The organism is Pseudomonas sp. SMSB3, assembly GCF_052041965.1.
Taxonomy (GTDB): Bacteria; Pseudomonadota; Gammaproteobacteria; order Pseudomonadales; family Pseudomonadaceae; genus Aquipseudomonas.
In genome coordinates this window covers 405,172-423,964 of sequence record NZ_JBKGGV010000002.1, presented here as the reverse complement: position 1 = coordinate 423,964, position 18,793 = coordinate 405,172, and the positions used below count along the sequence as shown (strand labels likewise).

Sequence of the window (18,793 nt, the reverse complement as noted above, 5' to 3'; positions counted from 1 at the left end):
CCCCCTAGCTTTCCATTCCCGCGCGGTGCTGACCCCAGCGCAGATTCAAGTTGACGCCAACGCTCAGAAACGGTTCGGGAGGGTTGCGATTCGGCCCTTCGGCACACAACAGGAAATCAATCAGCTCATCGCGTTCGCCGGCGAGCCAGTTGGCCAGCAAGGTGCCGGTCACGGTACCCCGGGTGATGCCCAGGCCGTTGCAACACAGCGCCCCATGTACATTGCGCGCGAGTGAGCCGAAGTGCGACATGTGGTTGCGCGACAAGCACATGGAACCGCCCCAGGTGTACTCGAACGGCAAACCTGACAGCATCGGGAAGCGTCGTTCGAACGATTCTCTGTGCTGGCGCCCGGCACGATCCAGATAACGCTGGTGGGCACGACCATCGGAATTGAAGCTGAAACTGTTGCGCACAAGCAGGCGTTGATCGGGAGTACGACGTAATGTGCTACCGAATGGATCTGCGGGAATCACGCCCCAGGTTTCCTTGCCGCCGAGTCGCTGCTGTTCCTCTGCCGTCAGGGGGCGAGTCATGCTCGCGTAGGTGAAGATAGGCAACAGGCGGCCCGGCAGGAAACCGAAGTGCGAGGCAAAGGCGTTATTGGTGAGCAGCAACTGGTCGGCGATGATCTCGCCGGCGTCGTGCCTCAGCGTGACGCGGTCGCCCTGTTCGATAGATGTGATGACCGTGCCCTCGTAGAGGGTAACGTTGGCCGGCAGCGTCTCTGCGAGCCCTTTGGCCAGTGCCGCTGGCTGTAGCAGTTTGGTGCCGGGGGTATACAACGCTTTTTTGTAGAACGGTGTACCCAGATGATCGGGAAGATCTTGTGCGTCGATCATTTCATAGGGTTGGTCAAGCTTTTCGAGGCCACTGCGATATGCCTCCAACACCGCAAGCCCCTTGGCTTCAACGGCAGCTTGATACTTGCCATCCGGTCTTATCTGGCAGTCGATGCCGTGCGCTTTGATCAACTGCTCAAGGATGCCCTGCGCCCGCAGATTAAGCTTCAGATTCATCCGGGCAGTCGGCAGCGGGCCAATATAGTCCGCAGCACCAATGTCATGAGGCAGGTCGATGGCGAAGCCGGAGTTGCGCCCGGACGCGCCAAAGCCCACGACTTGGGCCTCGATCAGAATGATTTCGTCGGCGGGATAATGGAAGGCGAGCTGGCGTGCCGCTGCGAGGCCTGTGAAGCCTGCACCCAATACAACCCAGCGTGCCGAGCTGCGGCCCTTGTGACCAGGTTTTGGAGTGCGGGCCGGGCTCAGGTGGAACCAGCCACAGCCATTGTCATCCGCAGGGGTGGAAGTGCTTCTGTACATGCGAATCTACTTTTAGATGTTGTTTGAGTCACTATCGCACCCATCGCCGCGTGAAAATATAACGGCCGGGACGACTCATGGAAGGTTCTGGCTGCGCCTGTTTTGCAACCGACTCCAAACTGAAAACCGCACGCCGCAGATCCAATCGAATCCGCGGCGTGCGCTTTTATTCCCATAACAGCCGATGGTCATTTCGTCGATCAATCGGCCGATATGGTTGTTGCCGAAGGTGCCCTGGTGCCGGAAGTCTCGACTACCGCAGGGGCGTCAATGACATCCTTGTTCGATAGCAGGCTGCGGCAAAGCGTGTAGGCGGTAAGCAGCATGTACACAGCGATCGGCAGGCCGACCACGATACTGGCCATTTGAATGGCCAGAAGCCCGCCCGCGATGATCAGGCTCCCCGCGATTGCCCCTTCCAGTACGCACCACAGGATGCGTATCCACTTTGGCGGGTGCAGCGACCCGGACGAGTTGAGCGTCGTTATCACCTGCGTCCCGGCATCGGCTGCAGTAACGAAGTGCACGGCTAGTAGCAGGCATACAATCAGGCTCAGGATGCCGCCCACGGTCGGACCGTCCAGTCTTCCCAGGAAGGTGAACATGGCAGTAGTGGTTTCGCGTCGGGTTTCTTCAAGGATCGGGCCGCCTTTGAACGCAGCGGCTGCAGACTGCTCCGTCACTGGCAGGTTGGCGTAGGCATGGCGCGCCTGCTGTTCGTCTTTCAGGGCGGTGCCCCCGAATACCGACATCCAGATCAGCGTGACCATGGTGGGTACCAGTAGCGCGCCGAAAACCAGTTCTCTGACGGTCCGGCCTCGAGAAATCTTGGCGATGAACAGCCCCACGAAGGGGCCCCAGGTCATCCACCATGGCCAGTAGAACGCGGTCCAGGTCTTCTGCCATTCGCCACCCGCCTGAGCGTCGGTCCAGAAACTCATGCCCACGATGTTCTGCAGATAATCCCCGGTGGTTTCGAACAACAGGTTCATGATGAAGTTGGTTGGCCCCAACGCCAGCACCACGGCCACCAGCCCCAGAGAGATCCACATGTTCAGTGTGCAGAGGCGTTTCATCCCCTTGGACACACCGGCAAGAAGCGATATGGATGCAATGATCGTCACCACGACGATGATCGACAGCTTGAAGCTCAGGCTGACGGGGAACCCGAAGACGTGGTGCAGCCCCATGTTGATCTGCTCGACACCGAGGCCCAGTGCTTGGGAAACGCCGAAAGCTGTGACGACCGCGCCGACGATATCGACCGTGTGACCAATCGGGCCGTAGATCCGGTTTCCGATCAGCGGATAGAGAATCGAGCGCAGCGCCAGGGGCAGGCCTTCGCGATAGGCAAAATAGGCCAGGCCCAGACCGATGATGGTTAAGATCGACCACGGGTGCAGACCCCAGTGCAGCATGGTGATGCGCATTGCCATGCTGGCGGACTCGTCCGTGAAGCCTGGCGTGAATGGGTTGCTGGCGTAATGCAGCACAGGTTCGGCGACCGACCAGAAGATCAGGCCCACGCCCATGCCGGCGCTGAACAACATGGAGATCCATGCCGCGAAGCTATATTCGGGTTTTTCGTCAGGCCGCCCGAGGCGCAGGGTGCCGTATCGGCTCATGGCCAACACCGCTAGCACCAGCAAGACGCCGCTGACCAAGGAGATATAGAACCATTTGAAGTTGTCGAGAATGGCGTCCGAGGCGAGTTTGAAAACGCCTGTGGCTGATTCTCCATAGATGCCGCAGAAAATGACGAAGGCCATGACCAGGGCAAGTGAGCAAACGGTCACGGTGGGGTTCAGGCCTTTTAAAAGGCCTTGCTTTGCACGCATCGGCTATATCCTTTTTATTTTTGAAAGCTTTAAATCAGCTCGGCATACTGATCGAAACGTAACGAAAAAAGCTGGCGCGCGGCGCTAGCCGCGAACCAGCCAAAACCAGGTATTCACCTGGAAGGGTGATGCTCAGGGTCTCCAGGGCGCCTCTGCATGGGAGTAGGGCATCCGCTCGGAGTCAGAGGTCGACAACCAGGTTAGAGGTCGGCCGGCTGCAGCAGAGCAACCGCAGGCCCTTATCAATCTCGCGTTGGCGGATGCCACCGTTGTGGTGCATTTCCACGGTGCCTTCCAAGACGGCGGTCTTGCATGTGCCGCATACGCCCTGACTGCAAGACGACGGCACCACTGCGCCCGCTTTTTTTGCAGCAGCGAGTACGGTCTGGTCGGCGGTCATGGTGAATTCCTTGCCTGACCGTGCCAGGCGCACCGTAAAGGTGTCCGTCCCAAGCGCTGCTTCGATCGACGCAGCTGCTTCAACTTCAACCACGACTTCGGCGTTGATGTCGAAGCTTTCCTGATGGTAGTGACTCATGTCGAAGCCGCCGGTCTGCAGCAGGGCCTTGACCGCGTCCATGTAGCCTTTCGGGCCGCAGGTGAAGACTTCCCGCTCGAGGAAGTCCGGGACCAGCTGTTGAAGCTGCTCGACAGACAACCGGCCCGTTGGCCCCTGCCAGTCCGGTTCGTCCCCATTGCTCTCGCAGAAGAAGAAGGTCTTCAGGCGCGGCATGGAGCGTTCGAGGCGCGACAACTCATCGCGGAAAATGATGTCTTTCGGGGTGCGGGCGCTGTGCACGAACACGATATCCAGGTCGGCGTGCAGATCCGCAGCGGCGCGAGTCATGGCCATCACCGGCGTTACCCCCGAGCCCGCCGAGAGGTAGAGCAACTTTCTGGCCGGTGCGGCTATGGGCGTGAAGATGCCGGCCGGGCCGGAAGCCACGAGCGCATCACCGGCACGCAGGTTGTCGTGCAGCCAGTTGGAGACGATGCCGCCCGGTACCCTCTTCACCGTAATGCTGAAGGTGAATGGGCGCGTCGGCGTCGACGACAGGGTATAGCACCGCGAGATGCTTTCGCCGTTCACGACCGGCGACACGGTGAGGAACTGCCCTGGTTCGTATGCCAGCGCGTGATAATCAGGGCAATGGAACACGAATGTCTTGACGTCGTGCGTTTCGTCCACGACGGTCAGGCATTCAATTCGCTTGGTTTCACCGCTCGCCCACTGCACGCCAAAGGTCGCCCAGTGATCGGTGTCGGCGAAGCGCTGATCAGCCCGCAGGCTGGCAATATTTTCGATCATGCCCATCACCCTTAAACCCCGTGAGCCGCGAGGCGAGTGGAGTACCAGCGTGCAAACTGGTCAACATACGGCTCGGTGAATTGAGAGTAGGGCCCAGGTACAAATGCTGGATCCTGAGTGCCGCTGTGCGTGATCGCGACCAGGTTTGCGTCCTGCTGGGTGGTAGCGACCCACACTTCGGTCAGGCGCTGGAGATCGTAATCGACGCCTTCGACCGCATCCTGGTGAACCAGCCACTTGGTGCGGACCAAGGTCTTGTCCGGCGACAGCGGGAAGATCCAGCTGATCATGGCGTGGTCACTCATCACATGCGTCCAGCCGTTGTTCCCCCACATATGGGTATCGCCCAGATCTTTGCGGGTGAGGTTGCCGAGCAGCTTGGTGCACGCCACCTTGGTGTCGAGGGTTTGCGATTCGCCGGAACCCGCGATGATCATGCGCTGAGTGCGGAATTGGGTGGGGGCATCGTCTGCCAGGTGTTCTACCGTGGCATAGAGCAGACCGTCGCTTTCCCAGTCGGCTTCGATGCCTGCTTTACGAATCTGGTAGGCATCGTAGGAAGCCCGCTGCTCCTCGGTCATTTCCTCCAGGCTTACACCCAGGTCTTCCGACTGGTAGGAAACGATCAGCTCAGGATGAGTGCCTTCGCAGTGATAGCATTCGCGATTGTTCTCCATCACCAGTTTCCAGTTCCCGCTCTCGACATAATCGAGCTCGTAGGCAATCTTGGTCTTGGTCAGGTCAAACGGTTCGAAGCGTGGGCGCATGGTGTCCGCCAGGACCTTGATGTCCTCTGGCGGCGTATCGCTCAGGCAAACGAATACGTGGGTGCCGATCACTTCGCAGTTGACGGGGATCAGGCTGCGGCATGAAGGATCGAAATCGCTGCCCATATGCTTGGCGTGTTTAAGGCTGCCGTCCAGGTCATAGGTCCACTGGTGGTAAGGGCAGACCAGCATGCCGACAGTCGACTTGCCGGCTGCTTTAAGGCGTGCGCCGCGGTGGCGGCAGACATTGCGGAACGCACGGACCTGCTCGTCGTCGTCACGCACGACGATAATCGACGCTTTGCCTATATCGACCGTGTAAACATCGCCAGGCTCAGCGACGTCAGCGGTAACGGCAACCAGAATCCAGTGCTTGTGGAAGAAGACTTCAAGATCCTTTTCGAATACGTCCTGGCGACTATAGAGTTCGCCAGGCATACCGAAACCAGGCTTGCGCGAGTCCAGCAACTCACGATGCGTTTTGATAGGGGAAGTGCTCATTGTAATCCTCACGGGCTCTTATTTTTTAGTTCGCCATGAACGCCAGTGAATTATTTGAGCACCGCCATATCTCGTCAACGCACCAATTCTTACGCTTGCATAACCCTAAGTTATTCAGTGACGATTTTCTTGGTGGGTGGCACCGCTTTGCTCTGCAGCCACTGCACCACCGCGGTCACGTTCGCTGTTACGGGACGACCTTTTGGAACGATGAGATAATACGACTTCTTGGGCCTGACGACGAAAGGTTCAAGTTTGACCAGATCACCGCTGTCAATCAGGTGATCGACCATTCTTCCCCATCCCAGTGCGATGCCGTAACCGTTGACAGCAGCTTGAATGGCATCGGTGTAAAGGCTGCAACGCAGGTTGATGGTCAGCTTCGAGTAGCTGGCGCCTAGCTCCTTGAACCAGGCCGGCCAGGTGATCCAGCCCTCCGACGTGGCTTCGGCGTCCAACAGCCCAGCGGTGGTCAGATCTTCAAGGGTTGATGGCATGGGGTTGCGAGCCAGCCAGGCCGGAGAGCACACCGGAAAGACTTCTTCTTCGAACAAAAGGATGGCTTCACCGTCATCCCAGTGACCGTTGCCGAAACGGATGTCCATGTCGAAATCCGGCGCCTTGAGGTCCCCCAGAAACATCTGGGTCGACAGCCTGAGCCTGACGTGGGGTAGGGCATCTACCAGCGTATTCAGGCGCGGCATTATCCGGAACTGGGACACGGGCGCGGTGGAGGACAGGACGATTTCCTCCTTTTCATTACCTTCCAGGATCTGATCGAACCCGCTGGCAATTTTCTGCAACGCCTCCGAAATGATAGCGAACAGCGTCTGTCCTGCTTCGGTCAGGTAGATATTGCGGTGCATGCGCTGAAACAACTGGGTACCGACATTTTCTTCCAGAAGCCTGATTTGCTTGCTGACAGCAGCTTGTGAAACTCCCAGCTCCGTTCCGGCTAGCGTGAAGCTGTTAAGGCGCGCGACAGCCTCGAACTGTAGCAAGGCAGTCATGGACGGGATGATGCGCCGATAGCCTTTATGATTGTTATTCGTCTCGTGGTTTTTCATACAGGTTCCGAGCGAGGTGCTGAAAAGGAGCTTGGTCAAGACGTAAGGCTAAACAAGGCATAGCTTAGTGACACAGCGCACCCGAACACGTCTAGGCTTAGTACTGTGCGCGGGACAGATTAAGGTGCCATACAGCGCGTCGCTACAAAAATTTTCACCTTGGCGTCGGGTTATGGATGGGTGAGCTGAAGTTATGCATAGCGCTTTGCTCGCATGTTCTTTCGCGTCTGCCTGGAAATTATATTTTTTGACTCAGGCATACAATGAGGCCCGCGCCGTCTGGCCTAAAGTGTGGTTAAGTCGAGATGAAAATGGATTGCAAGCTAAGTAATTTAATCACGGAAGTTCTGTGCATCACTGCCCGTGCTCAACGAGCAGGGCGCCTCGTCTAATGTATCGCTCGCACCTGCAGAGCGACCTGCCAGTTGTGTGTCGACTCGTGTAACGAGTCGGCGAATTGGTCACAAATATAATAAAGAGGGTCGTATGAGTGAAGGCAATGAAATCCTTTCGGTAAAGAATATTTTCAAGGTATTCGGGCCGCGTCCTGAATTGGCCATGGATATGCTGAGAAAGGGCGCGCACAAAGATGAGATTTTCAAAAGCACAGGGCATGTGGTGGGTGTGTTTGACGCCAGTTTTTCCGTCAAGCGCGGTGAGATTTTCGTCATCATGGGTTTGTCCGGATCAGGCAAGTCGACCATGGTGCGGCTGTTCAATCGTCTGATTGAGCCTACCTCCGGCAGCATCCACCTCAACGGCAAGGAAATTACCGGGCTCTCCGACAAAGCCTTGCTCGATGTTCGGCGCAAGGAAATGGGCATGGTGTTCCAGTCCTTTGCGTTGATGCCGCACATGAGCGTGCTTGAAAACACCGCCTTCGGCCTGGAGATTGCCGGCGTGCCGGAAAGCGAACGCCACAGCCGCGCCCGAGAAGCCTTGGGCCAGGTTGGCCTGGCCGGCCACGAGCACAGTTACCCACACCAGCTGTCCGGCGGCATGCAGCAGCGCGTGGGCCTGGCCCGGGCGCTGGCCAACGACCCGGCAATCCTGTTGATGGATGAAGCGTTCTCGGCACTCGACCCGTTGATCCGCAGCGAGATGCAGGGCGAGTTGATCCGCCTGCAGGCCGAGCAGCAGCGCACCATCATCTTTATTTCCCACGATATCGAGGAAGCCATACGCATCGGTCATCGCATCGCCATCATGGAAGGCGGCCGCGTGGTGCAGATCGGCACCCCGCAAGAGCTTATCAACCAGCCGGCCAACGACTACGTGCGCACCTTCTTCAAGAGCTTCGACAGCTCGCGGGTGCTCAAGGCCGGCGATGTGGCCCGCTTCGACCCGGCGGTGGTGTGCAAGGTCAATGGCAAGGCGCCGAGCTTCCAGGCCGGTGTGCCATTCGGTTACCTGGTCGACGACCGCGGGCAATTGCTGGGTGTGGTCGATACCGACGCCAACGGCGCTACCGCCAGTGACCGCTACAGCCTGCACGAGCAACGCCCGGTGTACACCGACACGCCGCTGCACGAGGTGCTGGGCATTGCCGCCGACTTGCCGTACCCGGTGCCGGTACTCGATCGACAGGGTGCCTTCAAGGGCACGCTGTCGAAGAACGAGCTGCTGCAGACCCTGAGCCGCCATTAAAACAACAAAGAGGTAAGCCCTCATGTCCGAATTCAGCCTTCTCGACCCGTTCCAGGCGGCCACCATCCCGCTGGGCGACTGGGTCACTGCGACGCTCAACTTCCTGGTGCACAACTTCCGTGAGGTGTTTCGCGCCATTCGCTGGCCGATCGACCAGGTGCTCAATGGCATCGAGTTCACCCTGCAGAGCATCCCGCCCACCATCGGCATCATCCTCTCGTCGTTGCTGGGCTGGCAGCTGGCCGGCAAGCGCATGGCGTTGTTGTGCTTCATCACCCTGACCTTGCTCGGCCTGATCGGCGTGTGGTCGGAGTCGATGACCACCCTGGCGCTGGTGCTGACCTCGGTGTTTTTCTGCGCGGTTATTGGTATTCCGCTGGGCATCGTCTGCGCCCGCAGCAACCGCCTGGAAAGCATTATCCGGCCTCTGCTCGACGCCATGCAGACCCTGCCTGCGTTCGTCTACCTGGTACCGGTGGTGATGCTGTTCGGCATCGGCAACGTGCCCGGCGTGCTGGTGACCATCGTCTTCGCCCTGCCGCCGCTGGTGCGTCTGACCAACCTGGGCATCCGCCAGGTGCCGGAAGACAAGATCGAAGCGGCCCGCGCCTTTGGCTGCACGCCACGGCAAATGCTGACCCGCGTGCAACTGCCGCTGGCCACCTCGACCATCATGGCCGGCCTGAACCAGACCCTGATGCTGTCGCTGTCGATGGTGGTGATCGCGTCGATGATTTCGGTCGGTGGCCTGGGCCAGATGGTGCTGCGCGGCATCGGCCGCCTGGACATGGGCCTGGCCACGGTCGGTGGGGTCGGGCTGGTTCTGCTGGCGATTTTCCTCGACCGCCTGACTCAGGCCATGGGCGCCCGCACAAGTGCTGACCCGAGCCGGCGTTGGTACCACACCGGCCCTACTGGCCTTGTCCTTCGCTTGTTCAACAAAAACCCGCCACGCGTTCGGCGTGAGACCGCCTGAGCTGCTCTGTTCTATCTGCCGCAGTCCATCCAACAATCCTAAAAAGGTACGCGAAGATGTTCGAGTCCAAATTTGCCCGTCAGTTCTTTCACGGCACCTGCGCCGTGGCGTTGAGCTTGTTCTGCCTGGGGGCCAACGCTTCAGCGGATAAGCCAGGGGAGGGCGTGAAAATCACTCCAGCGTTTCCTACCGTCGATGAGGAGCGTTTCCGCGGAGAAGTTGCCCTGGCGGGTTTGCGCGAGCTTGGCTACAAAGTTCAACAGCCCAAGGAGACTGAGTACGCCACCATGGTGCTGGCGGTCGGTTATGGTGATGCCGACTTTACCGTGAATGCGTGGGACAAATTGCACGCTGCGTTCTACGAGAAAGCCGGTGGCGACGCCAATATGATCAAGGTTGGCAACATCCTGCCTGGAATTTTGCAGGGTTACTTGATCGACAAAAAAACAGCCGATCAATACAACATCAAGTACCTCACCGACCTGAAAAAACCTGAAATCGCGAAGCTCTTCGATGCGGATGGCGACGGTAAAGCGGATATGACCGGCTGCAATCCCGGTTGGGGTTGCGAGCTTGTCATCGCCCATCAGATGAAGGCCTATGATCTGGAGAAAACGGTTCATGTCAATCAGGGCTCATACTTCGCCCTGATGGCGGACACGATTTCTCGCTTCAAGGAAGGTAAGCCGGTGCTCTACTACACCTGGGTTCCGCAATGGGTTGCAGGTGTGTTGGTGGAAGGGCGAGATGTCGTCTGGCTGCAGGTGCCCAAAACTGACCTGCCCGGCGGCGATAACACGGTCAACACGGTCTATGAGGGTAAGAACCTCGGCTTCGCGCTGGACAAGGTGCAGGCGTTGGTCAATCGCGATTTCGCCGAGAAAAACCCTGCAGCAGTCAAGTTTCTTTCCGTGATGCAGATCCCGGCTGCTGACGAAAGCGCGCAGAACCTGAAAATGCAGCAGGGGGAGAAATCCGTGGCCGATATCCAGCGTCACACCAAAGAATGGATTGCCGCCCATCAACAGGAATTCGATGGCTGGTTGCAAGCGGCCCGCGCCGCTGCTGCCCAGGCAAGCAACTGACCGAACCCCTGCCCACACCGAACGGCACCAACCGCGTCGCCTGGGGACAATAATTCCAGGCGGTCGCGCAGCGGGTGCCAAGGTGAAATGACAAGAACATCAGGACAACCGTGAGCTATGGGAAGTACACCATTTTCCATTTCTGCCAATAGCCGACGTATCGATCCTTCCCGGCATCGTCCGGACGGCTCTTCAGCAAACAACGACCGTACTGAAATCGGCCCAACGCCATTGGCTTTCGCTGAATGGGCAGCATTATCGCTGGCGGTGCCCCATCTCCCGACGATGCGCGAGTATCGTCTGGGACGCCTGGTTCAGCAGCTCCAGGCCCGTGACGTTGCGGGCATTCTGTTGTTCGACCCGCTTAACATTCGCTACGCCACTGATACGACGAACATGCAGCTGTGGACCACTCACAACCCGGCCAGGGCCTGCTTTGTTTCTGCCAGTGGGCATGTGGTGCTGTGGGATTTCCATGGTTGCGAACACCTCTCGGCCCATTTACCCCTGGTCAGCGAGCTGCGTAGCGGAGCCTCGTTCTTCTTCTTCGAAACGGGCGATCGTACGGATCAGCATGCCAAGCGTTTTGCTGGGCAAGTGGATGAACTCCTACGCACGCACGGGGGCGCCAATCGTAGGTTGGCTGTCGATCGCATCGAGGTTGCCGGCCTTCGAGCACTTGATGCTCTCGGCGTGGAGGTTTGCAGCGGCCAAGAGGTAACCGAGTACGCGCGGGTCGTCAAAGGGCCCGAAGAGATCAAGGCCATGCGCTGTGCTGTGGCTTCCTGCGAAGCGTCCATTCGTGAGATGCGCGAAGCGATGCATGCGGGGGCGACGGAAAACGATGTATGGGCGGCACTTCACGCAGGAAATATCCGTCGGGGCGGCGAGTGGATCGAAACGCGCATCTTGAGTTCTGGACCGCGCACCAACCCTTGGTATCAAGAGTCGGGGCCTAGGGTCTTGAGTGACGGAGACCTGGTGTCCTTCGATACCGATCTGATCGGTGTCTATGGCATGTGTATAGATATGTCGCGTAGCTGGATCTGCGGGGATTTGCAGCCTACTGCAGAACAGAAACGGCTTTATCAGATCGCCTTCGAACACATTCATCACAACACCGAGTTGGTTCGTCCAGGTGTTGGATTCACTGAACTGACCAAGCTCGGTCATCGTCTGCCCGAATCATGCCGCGCTCAACGTTATGGCGTGATGTTCCACGGGGTCGGCCTGTGCGATGAGTATCCGTGCATCCGTTATCCCGAGGATGTCGAATCGTACGGTTATGAAGGCGTACTGGAACCGGGCATGGCATTGTGCGTGGAGGCTTATATCGGTGAGGTCGGGGGGCGGGACGGCATCAAGCTTGAAAACCAGTTGTTGGTCACGGATGACGGCTGTGAGGTACTCACGCGGTATCCATTCGAAGATCGATTTTTGAAGTAAACGAGTTTTACCAAAAAGAGAGGTAGTAGATGAGTGCAAATAACAGAGGTGTGGTGTACCTGGGCGCAGGGAAGGTCGAGGTGCAGCACATTGACTACCCGAAAATGCAGGACCCGCGCGGTAAGAAGATCGAGCACGGCGTCATTCTGAAAGTGGTGTCGACCAACATTTGCGGCTCCGACCAGCATATGGTTCGCGGTCGCACCACTGCCCAGGTCGGCCTGGTGCTGGGGCACGAGATTACCGGTGAGATCGTCGAAAAGGGCAGCGATGTCGAGCGCATGCAGATCGGCGACCTGGTGTCGGTGCCGTTCAACGTAGCCTGCGGTCGTTGCCGCTCCTGCAAAGAAATGCACACCGGTGTCTGCCTTACCGTCAACCCGGATCGCCCGGGTGGGGCTTATGGCTATGTCGACATGGGCGACTGGACGGGTGGCCAGGCTGAGTATGTGCTGGTGCCCTACGCGGATTTCAACCTGCTGAAACTGCCTGATCGCGATAAGGCCATGGAAAAGATCCGTGACCTGACCTGCCTGTCCGACATTCTCCCGACCGGTTACCACGGCGCCGTCACAGCGGGCGTTGGCCCAGGCAGCACTGTCTACGTTGCCGGTGCCGGCCCGGTCGGCCTAGCCGCCGCTGCTTCGGCGCGCCTGCTGGGCGCTGCCTGTGTGATCGTTGGCGACCTAAATCCGCTGCGCCTGGCTCATGCCAAGGCACAAGGATTCGAAGTGGTCGATCTGACCAAGGACACCCCGCTTCACGAACAGATCGCCGATATTCTGGGCGAACCAGAGGTGGACTGCGCGATCGACGCAGTAGGTTTCGAAGCTCGCGGCCACGGCCACGAAGGCGCTAAACAGGAAGCGCCAGCAACCGTGCTCAACTCGCTCATGCAGGTTACCCGTGTAGCCGGCAAGATTGGTATTCCTGGCCTATACGTGACAGAAGACCCGGGCGCGCACGATGCTGCTGCAAAAATGGGGGCGTTGAGCATCCGCTTCGGCTTGGGCTGGGCGAAATCGCACAGCTTCCACACTGGCCAGACCCCCACGATGAAGTACAACCGTCAGTTGATGCAGGCGATCATGTGGGACCGAATCAACATTGCCGAAGTAGTCGGTGTGCAGGTGATCAGCCTGGATCAAGCTCCGGAAGGATACGGTGAGTTCGATGCTGGTGTGCCCAAGAAATTTGTTATCGACCCACACAAGATGTTCAGCGCGGCGTGATCTGGCAGGTTAGTTAATCGCAGCGTTAACGCGCTGTGACAGGGGAGGCCGCAGCTTTTTAGTGCTTGATGCCTGCAGCAAAGAGACGCCGTGGCCCTGGGCCGCGGCGTTTACATTTGTGCAATGCCGATCATGAGATTTGATGATGCGAAATTTGAATGTTGAAAGAATTAAAGATTCCGGTAGTCAGTATCAGGAATCCTGATAGGGCGAACGCATATGCTGTTTCTGTAATTTCACAGGCGTAGACTCGGAGCCACGCCGGATTACAACCGGCACATAAGACAAGTACAAAAATGTCATCTGGAGTCACGCATGAACACTCAAGTTTCGGTCGAAGACCTGCCCCTTAGCCGTTTCCATGTACGAACGGTATTCAGTGGGACAGGTGGACAGTTCAGTGACGGGTTCGTATTAGGGATTATCGGCATTGCAGTCAGCATGGCAGCTGGCCCCCTCCAATTGAATGCGCTTTGGATGGGCTTGCTGGGTGCAGCCTCCCTCGCAGGTCTCTTTATTGGTAGTCTGGTTGCAGGCCCCCTCGCAGATAAATTCGGACGCCGAAAAATCTTCGCCTGGGATATGTTGCTGTTCGCCGCCATCTCCGCCTCACAATTCTTCGTCACCTCACCCGAACAACTGCTGGTTCTACGACTGTTGCTTGGGCTGGTGCTCGGTTTCGATTACGTAGTCAGCAAGTCCTTGGTGACGGAGTTCGCTCCGCGGCGCTATCGCGGGCGACTGTTGAGCGTTCTTGCGGCCGCGTGGGCGGCAGGTTACGTCGCGGCCTACCTAATCGGTTTCGTCCTGCGTGATCTTGGGCCGGACGCCTGGCGCATCATGCTCGCGGTCAGCGGCATCCCTGCATTGCTGATCCTGCCACTGCGAATGGGCGTGCCTGAATCTCCAATCTGGCTGATGGCTCGTGGTCGCAAAGAAGAAGCGCTGGCGATCATCCGCGATAAATTCGGCCCCAACGTTTATCTGCCAGCCCCGAATGCGACTCCCACGAAAACCGAAGGTGCCTGGTCCGAGCTGTTCAGCAAGCGGTGGCGGAAAAACACCATTGTCGGCTGCGTCTTCTACACCTGCCAGGTCATTCCGTTCTTTGCGCTGGGAACCTTCGCGCCGCGTGTTCTCGAGGCCCTCAACGTTCAGGACAAGTTTGTCGGTGGCCTGGTCTACAACGTGTTGCTGATGATCGGTGCATTGCTTGGCCTGATGATCATCGACCGAATTTCCCGCCGCGCATTTCTGGTTGGCACGTTCTACTTGAGTGCGATGGGGCTTGCCGTCCTGGCCTTTGCCGGGTTCGGTCCGGTTGGCACCATTATCGCCTTCGGCTTCTTCGCCTGTGTACTGGCTGCAGCCGTCAACCTGGAGTTCGTCTACCCGCCAGAACTGTTCCCCACTCACCTGCGCGCCTCGGGCATCGGCATGGCCGTAGCGGCAAGCCGATTTGGTTCTGCTTTTGCTACCTTCCTGTTGCCTATCGCCGTACAGGACCTCGGTATCCACGTGGCATTGGGTGTGTGTGTCGCCGTTTTGTTGATCGGTGGTGTGGTGTGCCATTTGTTTGCGCCAGAGACCAGCAAAGAGCAGTTGTCTGCCGTCACGACCGATACCCATGGGGCGTTGCCGCCTGAGGCCTGCGCAGTGCCTCCTGCCGGGCGCAAGATCGGCTGACACCAGTTTGACCGACTCACGATTCCGAACGAGTAGAGCCTATGCCGACCGACAAGCTTATCGACATGTACGCCGTGCAGGTTTTCATTGCGGTTGCAGAGACGGGCAGCATGTCGGGCGCGGCGGTGCGTCTCGGGATCTCCCAGTCTGGTGTTTCGCAAATGGTCAGGCAGCTGGAAGAGGAGCTGGGCGTCATTTTGATCAACCGCTCGACGCGGCCAATGACGCTTACCCCCTTTGGCATGGCGCTGAAGAATAGAGGGTCCTTGCTTAGCGAGGAGCTCTCTCACCTCAAGGCACAGGTGCTGGATGCCGGCCGCGGTGTGAAACCGGACCTTCGGATCGGTTTGGTGGATTCCTTCGCCGCCACCTGCGGTTCGGTTTTCACCAAGCGGCTTTTGGGCAAGGTGTCTCAACTGTCGATTCGAACCGGCTTGAGCCCTCAGCAGGGCGAATCGCTACTGCGCAGGGATCTGGATCTTATCGTGACCAGTGACCCGCTCATGGATGCGAACGTGGAGCGGTATCGAATCCTGTCGGAGCGATACTTCGTGATCACGCCTAAAGACAACCGGCCGACGATGTCCACCATGGAAGAGCTCCGCGCGCTGGCCAATGTTCTACCCGTAGTACGTTTCAACAGGGCCTCTCAGGTGGGTCTTCAGACTGAGCGGCATTTGCGTGGCCTAGATATCCGCGTGCCCAATCGCCTGGAACTCGACAATGCCGATGCGCTGACCTCGATGGTCGCTGAAGGCATAGGTTGGGCGGTGACCAGCCCGATCTGTTTCTTGCAGGCCGCCCATTGGGTGAACGATGTTGCAGTTCATCTCACACCCGACCTGGGACTGCAACGTTCGCTGTACCTCGTAGCCCGCCGCGATGAATACAGCTCATTTTTTGCCGATGCATGTGAAATTGCTCATGACGTAGTGCTCAACACCTTTTTGCCCCGCCTAACCGCACTGGGGTTTGGTGTTGAAACACTGATAAATATTGCCGAGGTTAAATAGCCGTGAACACCTTTGATAGCGTGAAAGAACGTCTGGAACGTGACTATGTGGGTGAAGTCCAGATTCCTGCGGACAAGCTGTATGGCGTCAATTCGCTGCGTGGCTACGAGAACTTGACCGTTTCGCCACTAACGGTTGCCCACTACTCGGATTTCCGCAACGCGTTTGCCCAGGTCAAATGGGCAGCTGCCCTGGCCAACCTGGACTGCGGCGTGTTGACCAACGCTCAATGTGATGCGATCGCCCAGGCCTGCCAGGATGTGATTGCAGGCAATTGTGACAGCTCTCTGATCGTTGACTTGCTGGAAGGGTCAGGCGGCACGTCCACCAACATGAACTTCAACGAAGTCATCGCCAACCGTGCCCAGCAGTTGCTTGGACATGAAGCGGGCTCTTACGAAGTCGTGCATCCCAACGATCATGTGAACTGCTCGCAGTCCACCAATGACGTCTATCCGGCTGCCTTGAAGATTGCCACCCACGCCATGCTGGGCGGGCTGATCGCGGAAGTCGGGCTGCTCGCCGCCGAGTTCGATCGCAAGGCGCTGCAGTTTGCTGACATCCTGCACCTGGGCCGCACGTGCCTGCAGGACGCGCAGCCGATGCGCCTGGGTCAACTGTTTTCCGGTTACGCTTCGCTGACCCACCGCCTGGCCGACGAACTGGCCGGGGTTCGGAGCAAACTGCACACGCTGCCTCTGGGCGGTACCGCGATCGGTACGGGCTTCGGCGCGCCGGCCGCATACCGAGCCGCGGTGTATCAACATTTGGCCGCCATCACCGGCGTGGCCTACAAGGCGCCATCGAATTCCTTTGATGCCATGCAGAACATGGATGTGTTCTCGCGGGTATCGGGTGAGTTGCGTACCTGTTCCGCTTCCATCGCCAAAATCGCGGCCGACCTCACCGTGCTCTCCTCGGGGCCGGTTGCCGGATTGGCGGAAGTCAAGTTGCCCGAAGCCCAGGCCGGCTCGTCGATCATGCCTGGCAAGGTCAACCCTGTGTTGCCGATGTCCATGATCCAACTGAGCTTCGCTGTGATCGGCAATGATACCGCCGTCGCCCAAGCGGTTCAGTACGGTGAGCTCGAGATCAACCACTTCGAACCGGTAGTGTCCTCTCGGGTGTTTGACAGCATTACGCTGCTGACCAAGGGCGTCAGACAATTCCGTGAAAAATGCATTGCCGGCCTGACGGCGAATGCGCAGCGAAACAGGGCGCACCTCACCCAGTCGATGGCAGTGGCAACGGCCTTGGTGCCCAAGCTTGGCTATGCGAAGGTGAGTAAACTGGCCCGCCAATCGGTGAGCGAAGGGCGGTCGTTGCTCGTCATCATGGAAGAGGCCGGCGTGATGAGCGAAGCGGAAGCGATGGCGGCCATTGAAAAAGCGTCGCGACCAGTCTTCGACGTCTGACAGTACAACAACCTGCAAGATACGCGCTACGTGTCTTGCGGGTTTAACGAGAGTAAATGTGGTGAATCCGGCTCAATTGCTGGCAGAAATGAAATGCATGGGATTGGCGTTTGCAGTCCAGACCCATGCTGCCGTCCTGACCATGGCCGAGTCAGGCGAACTGGAACTGACGCTTGAAGGTGAACGCTGCAAGAATCTGCTGTTGCGCGATAAAACCGGGCAGCTTTTTCTGGTCATGACCCTTGCTGACAAGGCGTTAGATCTCAAGACGCTTCGGGCGTCACTCGGCTCTGCTCGGCTGTCCATGGCGAGCCAGGATCAGATGTTCGAGACGCTCGGTGTCAAGACTGGTGCGTTGAGCCCTCTGGCATTGATCAACGATACCCAGCGCGCAGTCAAGCTGGTTATCGATAGTGAACTCCAGCTAAGCCTCGGGCTTTTGCTGCATCCGCTCGATAACACCATGAGTGTCCAGCTTTCCAGCCAGGCGCTGGGTAATTTCCTGTCTCAACTGGGGTATGCGCCCGCTTGGACGCCGCTGTAGGCATAGCGCTGTGAATGCAAGAAGCGAAGCCATGGGTTGGCTTCGCTTTGTTTGTGCCTACGGATGTGAGCTGAGCGCTTCGTGATCTGGTAATGGCCGAGGCGCTGGGCTTCAGCCATCAGCGACTTGACTACCGCTCAAGCCCGATCTCGCTGGCCAGCCCTGCCTTGCACGCCAGAAGTGCATCGGTGTACCGGTTCGGATCTCGTTCAAAGCGGAACGTCGGGATCGGCATCGAGATGGCGAAGCAGCCGAGCACCGTATCCAAAGCGACTGCAGTGGTGGTGATACCTTCCATCAGTTCGCCATGATCACAGGAAAAACCTAGCTGGCGGATTGTATTCAGCTGTTGAAATATCTGGTCATCGAGCGGGTAACTTGCCGCATCTGCACTGACCATCATGCTCCGGATCTTATCGTCATCTTCCAGTGCCAATAGCGCACGTCCCGCTGATGTTCCAGGCAGTGGCAAATCGAGCAGCCCCAACCTGGGCATGACCTGCAGTTCACGATCAGCCACCACGCGATGTTCCACTAGCAGCCGAAGCCCGTCCGCACGAGATAGCACAGCGGTTTCCTGAACGCTGCCGCTGAGCTTTTGAAGCCACGGCTGGACAATCGTGACGCGGTCGGCATGCCCGTGGGTTACGAGCCGCAGCAGGCCAGCACCCAGACGGATACCGCCTACGCCCTCGCTTCGAATCATGCCTTCCTCTTCCAGCGCGCCCACAATCCGCTGCACCGTGGAACGCGGGAAACCAACCTCCTGAGCGATTTCTCCAAGGCTCAGCCCGTCGGGCCTTTTGCCTAGCAAATTCAATATCTTGGCTGCACGTGCAATCACCTGAATACCACCACCACGTTCGTCGCTGGTGCCTGCCTGATTCGATGGTTCCATGGCCACCTCCAAATTTTCGGTTAGTGTACCACATTGCGATACGCA

At 58.2% G+C, this 18,793-nt stretch carries 15 protein-coding genes; 9 read left to right on the top strand and 6 right to left on the bottom strand.

Going from position 1 to position 18,793, the window contains the following annotated elements; genetic code table 11:
- Positions 1-4 precede the first annotated feature (4 nt).
- The 5 genes from ACLEJW_RS05190 to ACLEJW_RS05170 form a co-directional block, all read right to left on the bottom strand.
- Positions 5-1,324 carry an NAD(P)/FAD-dependent oxidoreductase gene (locus ACLEJW_RS05190; protein ID WP_440777109.1) on the bottom strand — a complete coding sequence of 440 codons (1,320 nt, stop codon included), beginning with the start codon at positions 1,322-1,324 and terminating at the stop codon, positions 5-7.
- Positions 1,325-1,524: 200 nt separating this feature from the next.
- Positions 1,525-3,162, bottom strand: a complete 1,638-nt coding sequence (locus tag ACLEJW_RS05185) for a BCCT family transporter (RefSeq protein WP_440777108.1) — start codon at positions 3,160-3,162, stop codon at positions 1,525-1,527.
- A gap of 181 nt (positions 3,163-3,343) precedes the next feature.
- Entirely contained in the window at positions 3,344-4,477 is a 1,134-nt protein-coding gene (locus tag ACLEJW_RS05180) for an FAD-binding oxidoreductase (RefSeq protein ID WP_440777107.1), read from the bottom strand.
- 5 nt (positions 4,478-4,482) lie between these two features.
- Entirely contained in the window at positions 4,483-5,739 is a 1,257-nt protein-coding gene (locus ACLEJW_RS05175; protein WP_440777106.1) for an aromatic ring-hydroxylating oxygenase subunit alpha, read from the bottom strand.
- Positions 5,740-5,849: 110 nt separating this feature from the next.
- Positions 5,850-6,806: a LysR substrate-binding domain-containing protein gene (locus ACLEJW_RS05170; protein ID WP_440777105.1), complete on the bottom strand. Its 957-nt coding sequence runs from the start codon at positions 6,804-6,806 to the stop codon at positions 5,850-5,852.
- Positions 6,807-7,292: 486 nt separating this feature from the next.
- On the opposite strand from ACLEJW_RS05170, the gene ACLEJW_RS05165 reads away from it, so the two are divergent.
- The 9 genes from ACLEJW_RS05165 to ACLEJW_RS05125 all read left to right on the top strand — a co-directional run bounded on the left by ACLEJW_RS05165 (position 7,293) and on the right by ACLEJW_RS05125 (position 17,850).
- Positions 7,293-8,453: a quaternary amine ABC transporter ATP-binding protein gene (locus ACLEJW_RS05165; protein WP_440777104.1), complete on the top strand. Its 1,161-nt coding sequence runs from the start codon at positions 7,293-7,295 to the stop codon at positions 8,451-8,453.
- A gap of 22 nt (positions 8,454-8,475) precedes the next feature.
- A complete protein-coding gene (gene proW, locus ACLEJW_RS05160) occupies positions 8,476-9,429 on the top strand; it encodes a glycine betaine/L-proline ABC transporter permease ProW (protein WP_440777103.1) in 954 nt (317 codons plus the stop codon).
- Between the two features lie 56 nt (positions 9,430-9,485).
- A complete protein-coding gene (gene proX / locus ACLEJW_RS05155) occupies positions 9,486-10,514 on the top strand; it encodes a glycine betaine/L-proline ABC transporter substrate-binding protein ProX (RefSeq protein ID WP_392483819.1) in 1,029 nt (342 codons plus the stop codon).
- Positions 10,515-10,631: 117 nt separating this feature from the next.
- Positions 10,632-11,960, top strand: a complete 1,329-nt coding sequence (gene dddP / locus ACLEJW_RS05150) for a dimethylsulfonioproprionate lyase DddP (RefSeq protein WP_440777102.1) — start codon at positions 10,632-10,634, stop codon at positions 11,958-11,960.
- Positions 11,961-11,989: 29 nt separating this feature from the next.
- A complete protein-coding gene (gene fdhA / locus ACLEJW_RS05145) occupies positions 11,990-13,192 on the top strand; it encodes a formaldehyde dehydrogenase, glutathione-independent (RefSeq protein WP_325976155.1) in 1,203 nt (400 codons plus the stop codon).
- Between the two features lie 315 nt (positions 13,193-13,507).
- Positions 13,508-14,878: an MFS transporter gene (locus ACLEJW_RS05140; protein ID WP_440777101.1), complete on the top strand. Its 1,371-nt coding sequence runs from the start codon at positions 13,508-13,510 to the stop codon at positions 14,876-14,878.
- A gap of 41 nt (positions 14,879-14,919) precedes the next feature.
- A complete protein-coding gene (locus ACLEJW_RS05135; protein WP_440777100.1) occupies positions 14,920-15,891 on the top strand; it encodes a LysR family transcriptional regulator in 972 nt (323 codons plus the stop codon).
- Between the two features lie 2 nt (positions 15,892-15,893).
- Positions 15,894-17,306: an aspartate ammonia-lyase gene (locus tag ACLEJW_RS05130; protein WP_440777099.1), complete on the top strand. Its 1,413-nt coding sequence runs from the start codon at positions 15,894-15,896 to the stop codon at positions 17,304-17,306.
- Between the two features lie 61 nt (positions 17,307-17,367).
- Positions 17,368-17,850, top strand: a complete 483-nt coding sequence (locus tag ACLEJW_RS05125) for a YbaK/EbsC family protein (protein ID WP_440777098.1) — start codon at positions 17,368-17,370, stop codon at positions 17,848-17,850.
- Positions 17,851-17,980: 130 nt separating this feature from the next.
- Here ACLEJW_RS05125 and ACLEJW_RS05120 read toward each other — a convergent pair whose 3' ends face one another.
- The gene (locus ACLEJW_RS05120; protein WP_440777097.1) at positions 17,981-18,748 is read right to left on the bottom strand and encodes an IclR family transcriptional regulator; all 768 of its coding nucleotides are present in this window, start codon (positions 18,746-18,748) and stop codon (positions 17,981-17,983) included.
- Positions 18,749-18,793 lie beyond the last annotated feature (45 nt).

Coding starts and splice junctions, on each gene's coding strand:
- ACLEJW_RS05185 (WP_440777108.1), bottom strand. CDS start 3,162: ATGCGTGCAAAGCAAGGCCTTTTAAAAGGCCTGAACCCCACCGTGACC.
- ACLEJW_RS05135 (WP_440777100.1), top strand. CDS start 14,920: ATGCCGACCGACAAGCTTATCGACATGTACGCCGTGCAGGTTTTCATT.
- ACLEJW_RS05140 (WP_440777101.1), top strand. CDS start 13,508: ATGAACACTCAAGTTTCGGTCGAAGACCTGCCCCTTAGCCGTTTCCAT.
- ACLEJW_RS05120 (WP_440777097.1), bottom strand. CDS start 18,748: ATGGAACCATCGAATCAGGCAGGCACCAGCGACGAACGTGGTGGTGGT.
- dddP (WP_440777102.1), top strand. CDS start 10,632: ATGGGAAGTACACCATTTTCCATTTCTGCCAATAGCCGACGTATCGAT.
- ACLEJW_RS05175 (WP_440777106.1), bottom strand. CDS start 5,739: ATGAGCACTTCCCCTATCAAAACGCATCGTGAGTTGCTGGACTCGCGC.
- fdhA (WP_325976155.1), top strand. CDS start 11,990: ATGAGTGCAAATAACAGAGGTGTGGTGTACCTGGGCGCAGGGAAGGTC.
- ACLEJW_RS05170 (WP_440777105.1), bottom strand. CDS start 6,806: ATGAAAAACCACGAGACGAATAACAATCATAAAGGCTATCGGCGCATC.
- proW (WP_440777103.1), top strand. CDS start 8,476: ATGTCCGAATTCAGCCTTCTCGACCCGTTCCAGGCGGCCACCATCCCG.
- ACLEJW_RS05180 (WP_440777107.1), bottom strand. CDS start 4,477: ATGGGCATGATCGAAAATATTGCCAGCCTGCGGGCTGATCAGCGCTTC.
- ACLEJW_RS05165 (WP_440777104.1), top strand. CDS start 7,293: ATGAGTGAAGGCAATGAAATCCTTTCGGTAAAGAATATTTTCAAGGTA.
- proX (WP_392483819.1), top strand. CDS start 9,486: ATGTTCGAGTCCAAATTTGCCCGTCAGTTCTTTCACGGCACCTGCGCC.
- ACLEJW_RS05190 (WP_440777109.1), bottom strand. CDS start 1,324: ATGTACAGAAGCACTTCCACCCCTGCGGATGACAATGGCTGTGGCTGG.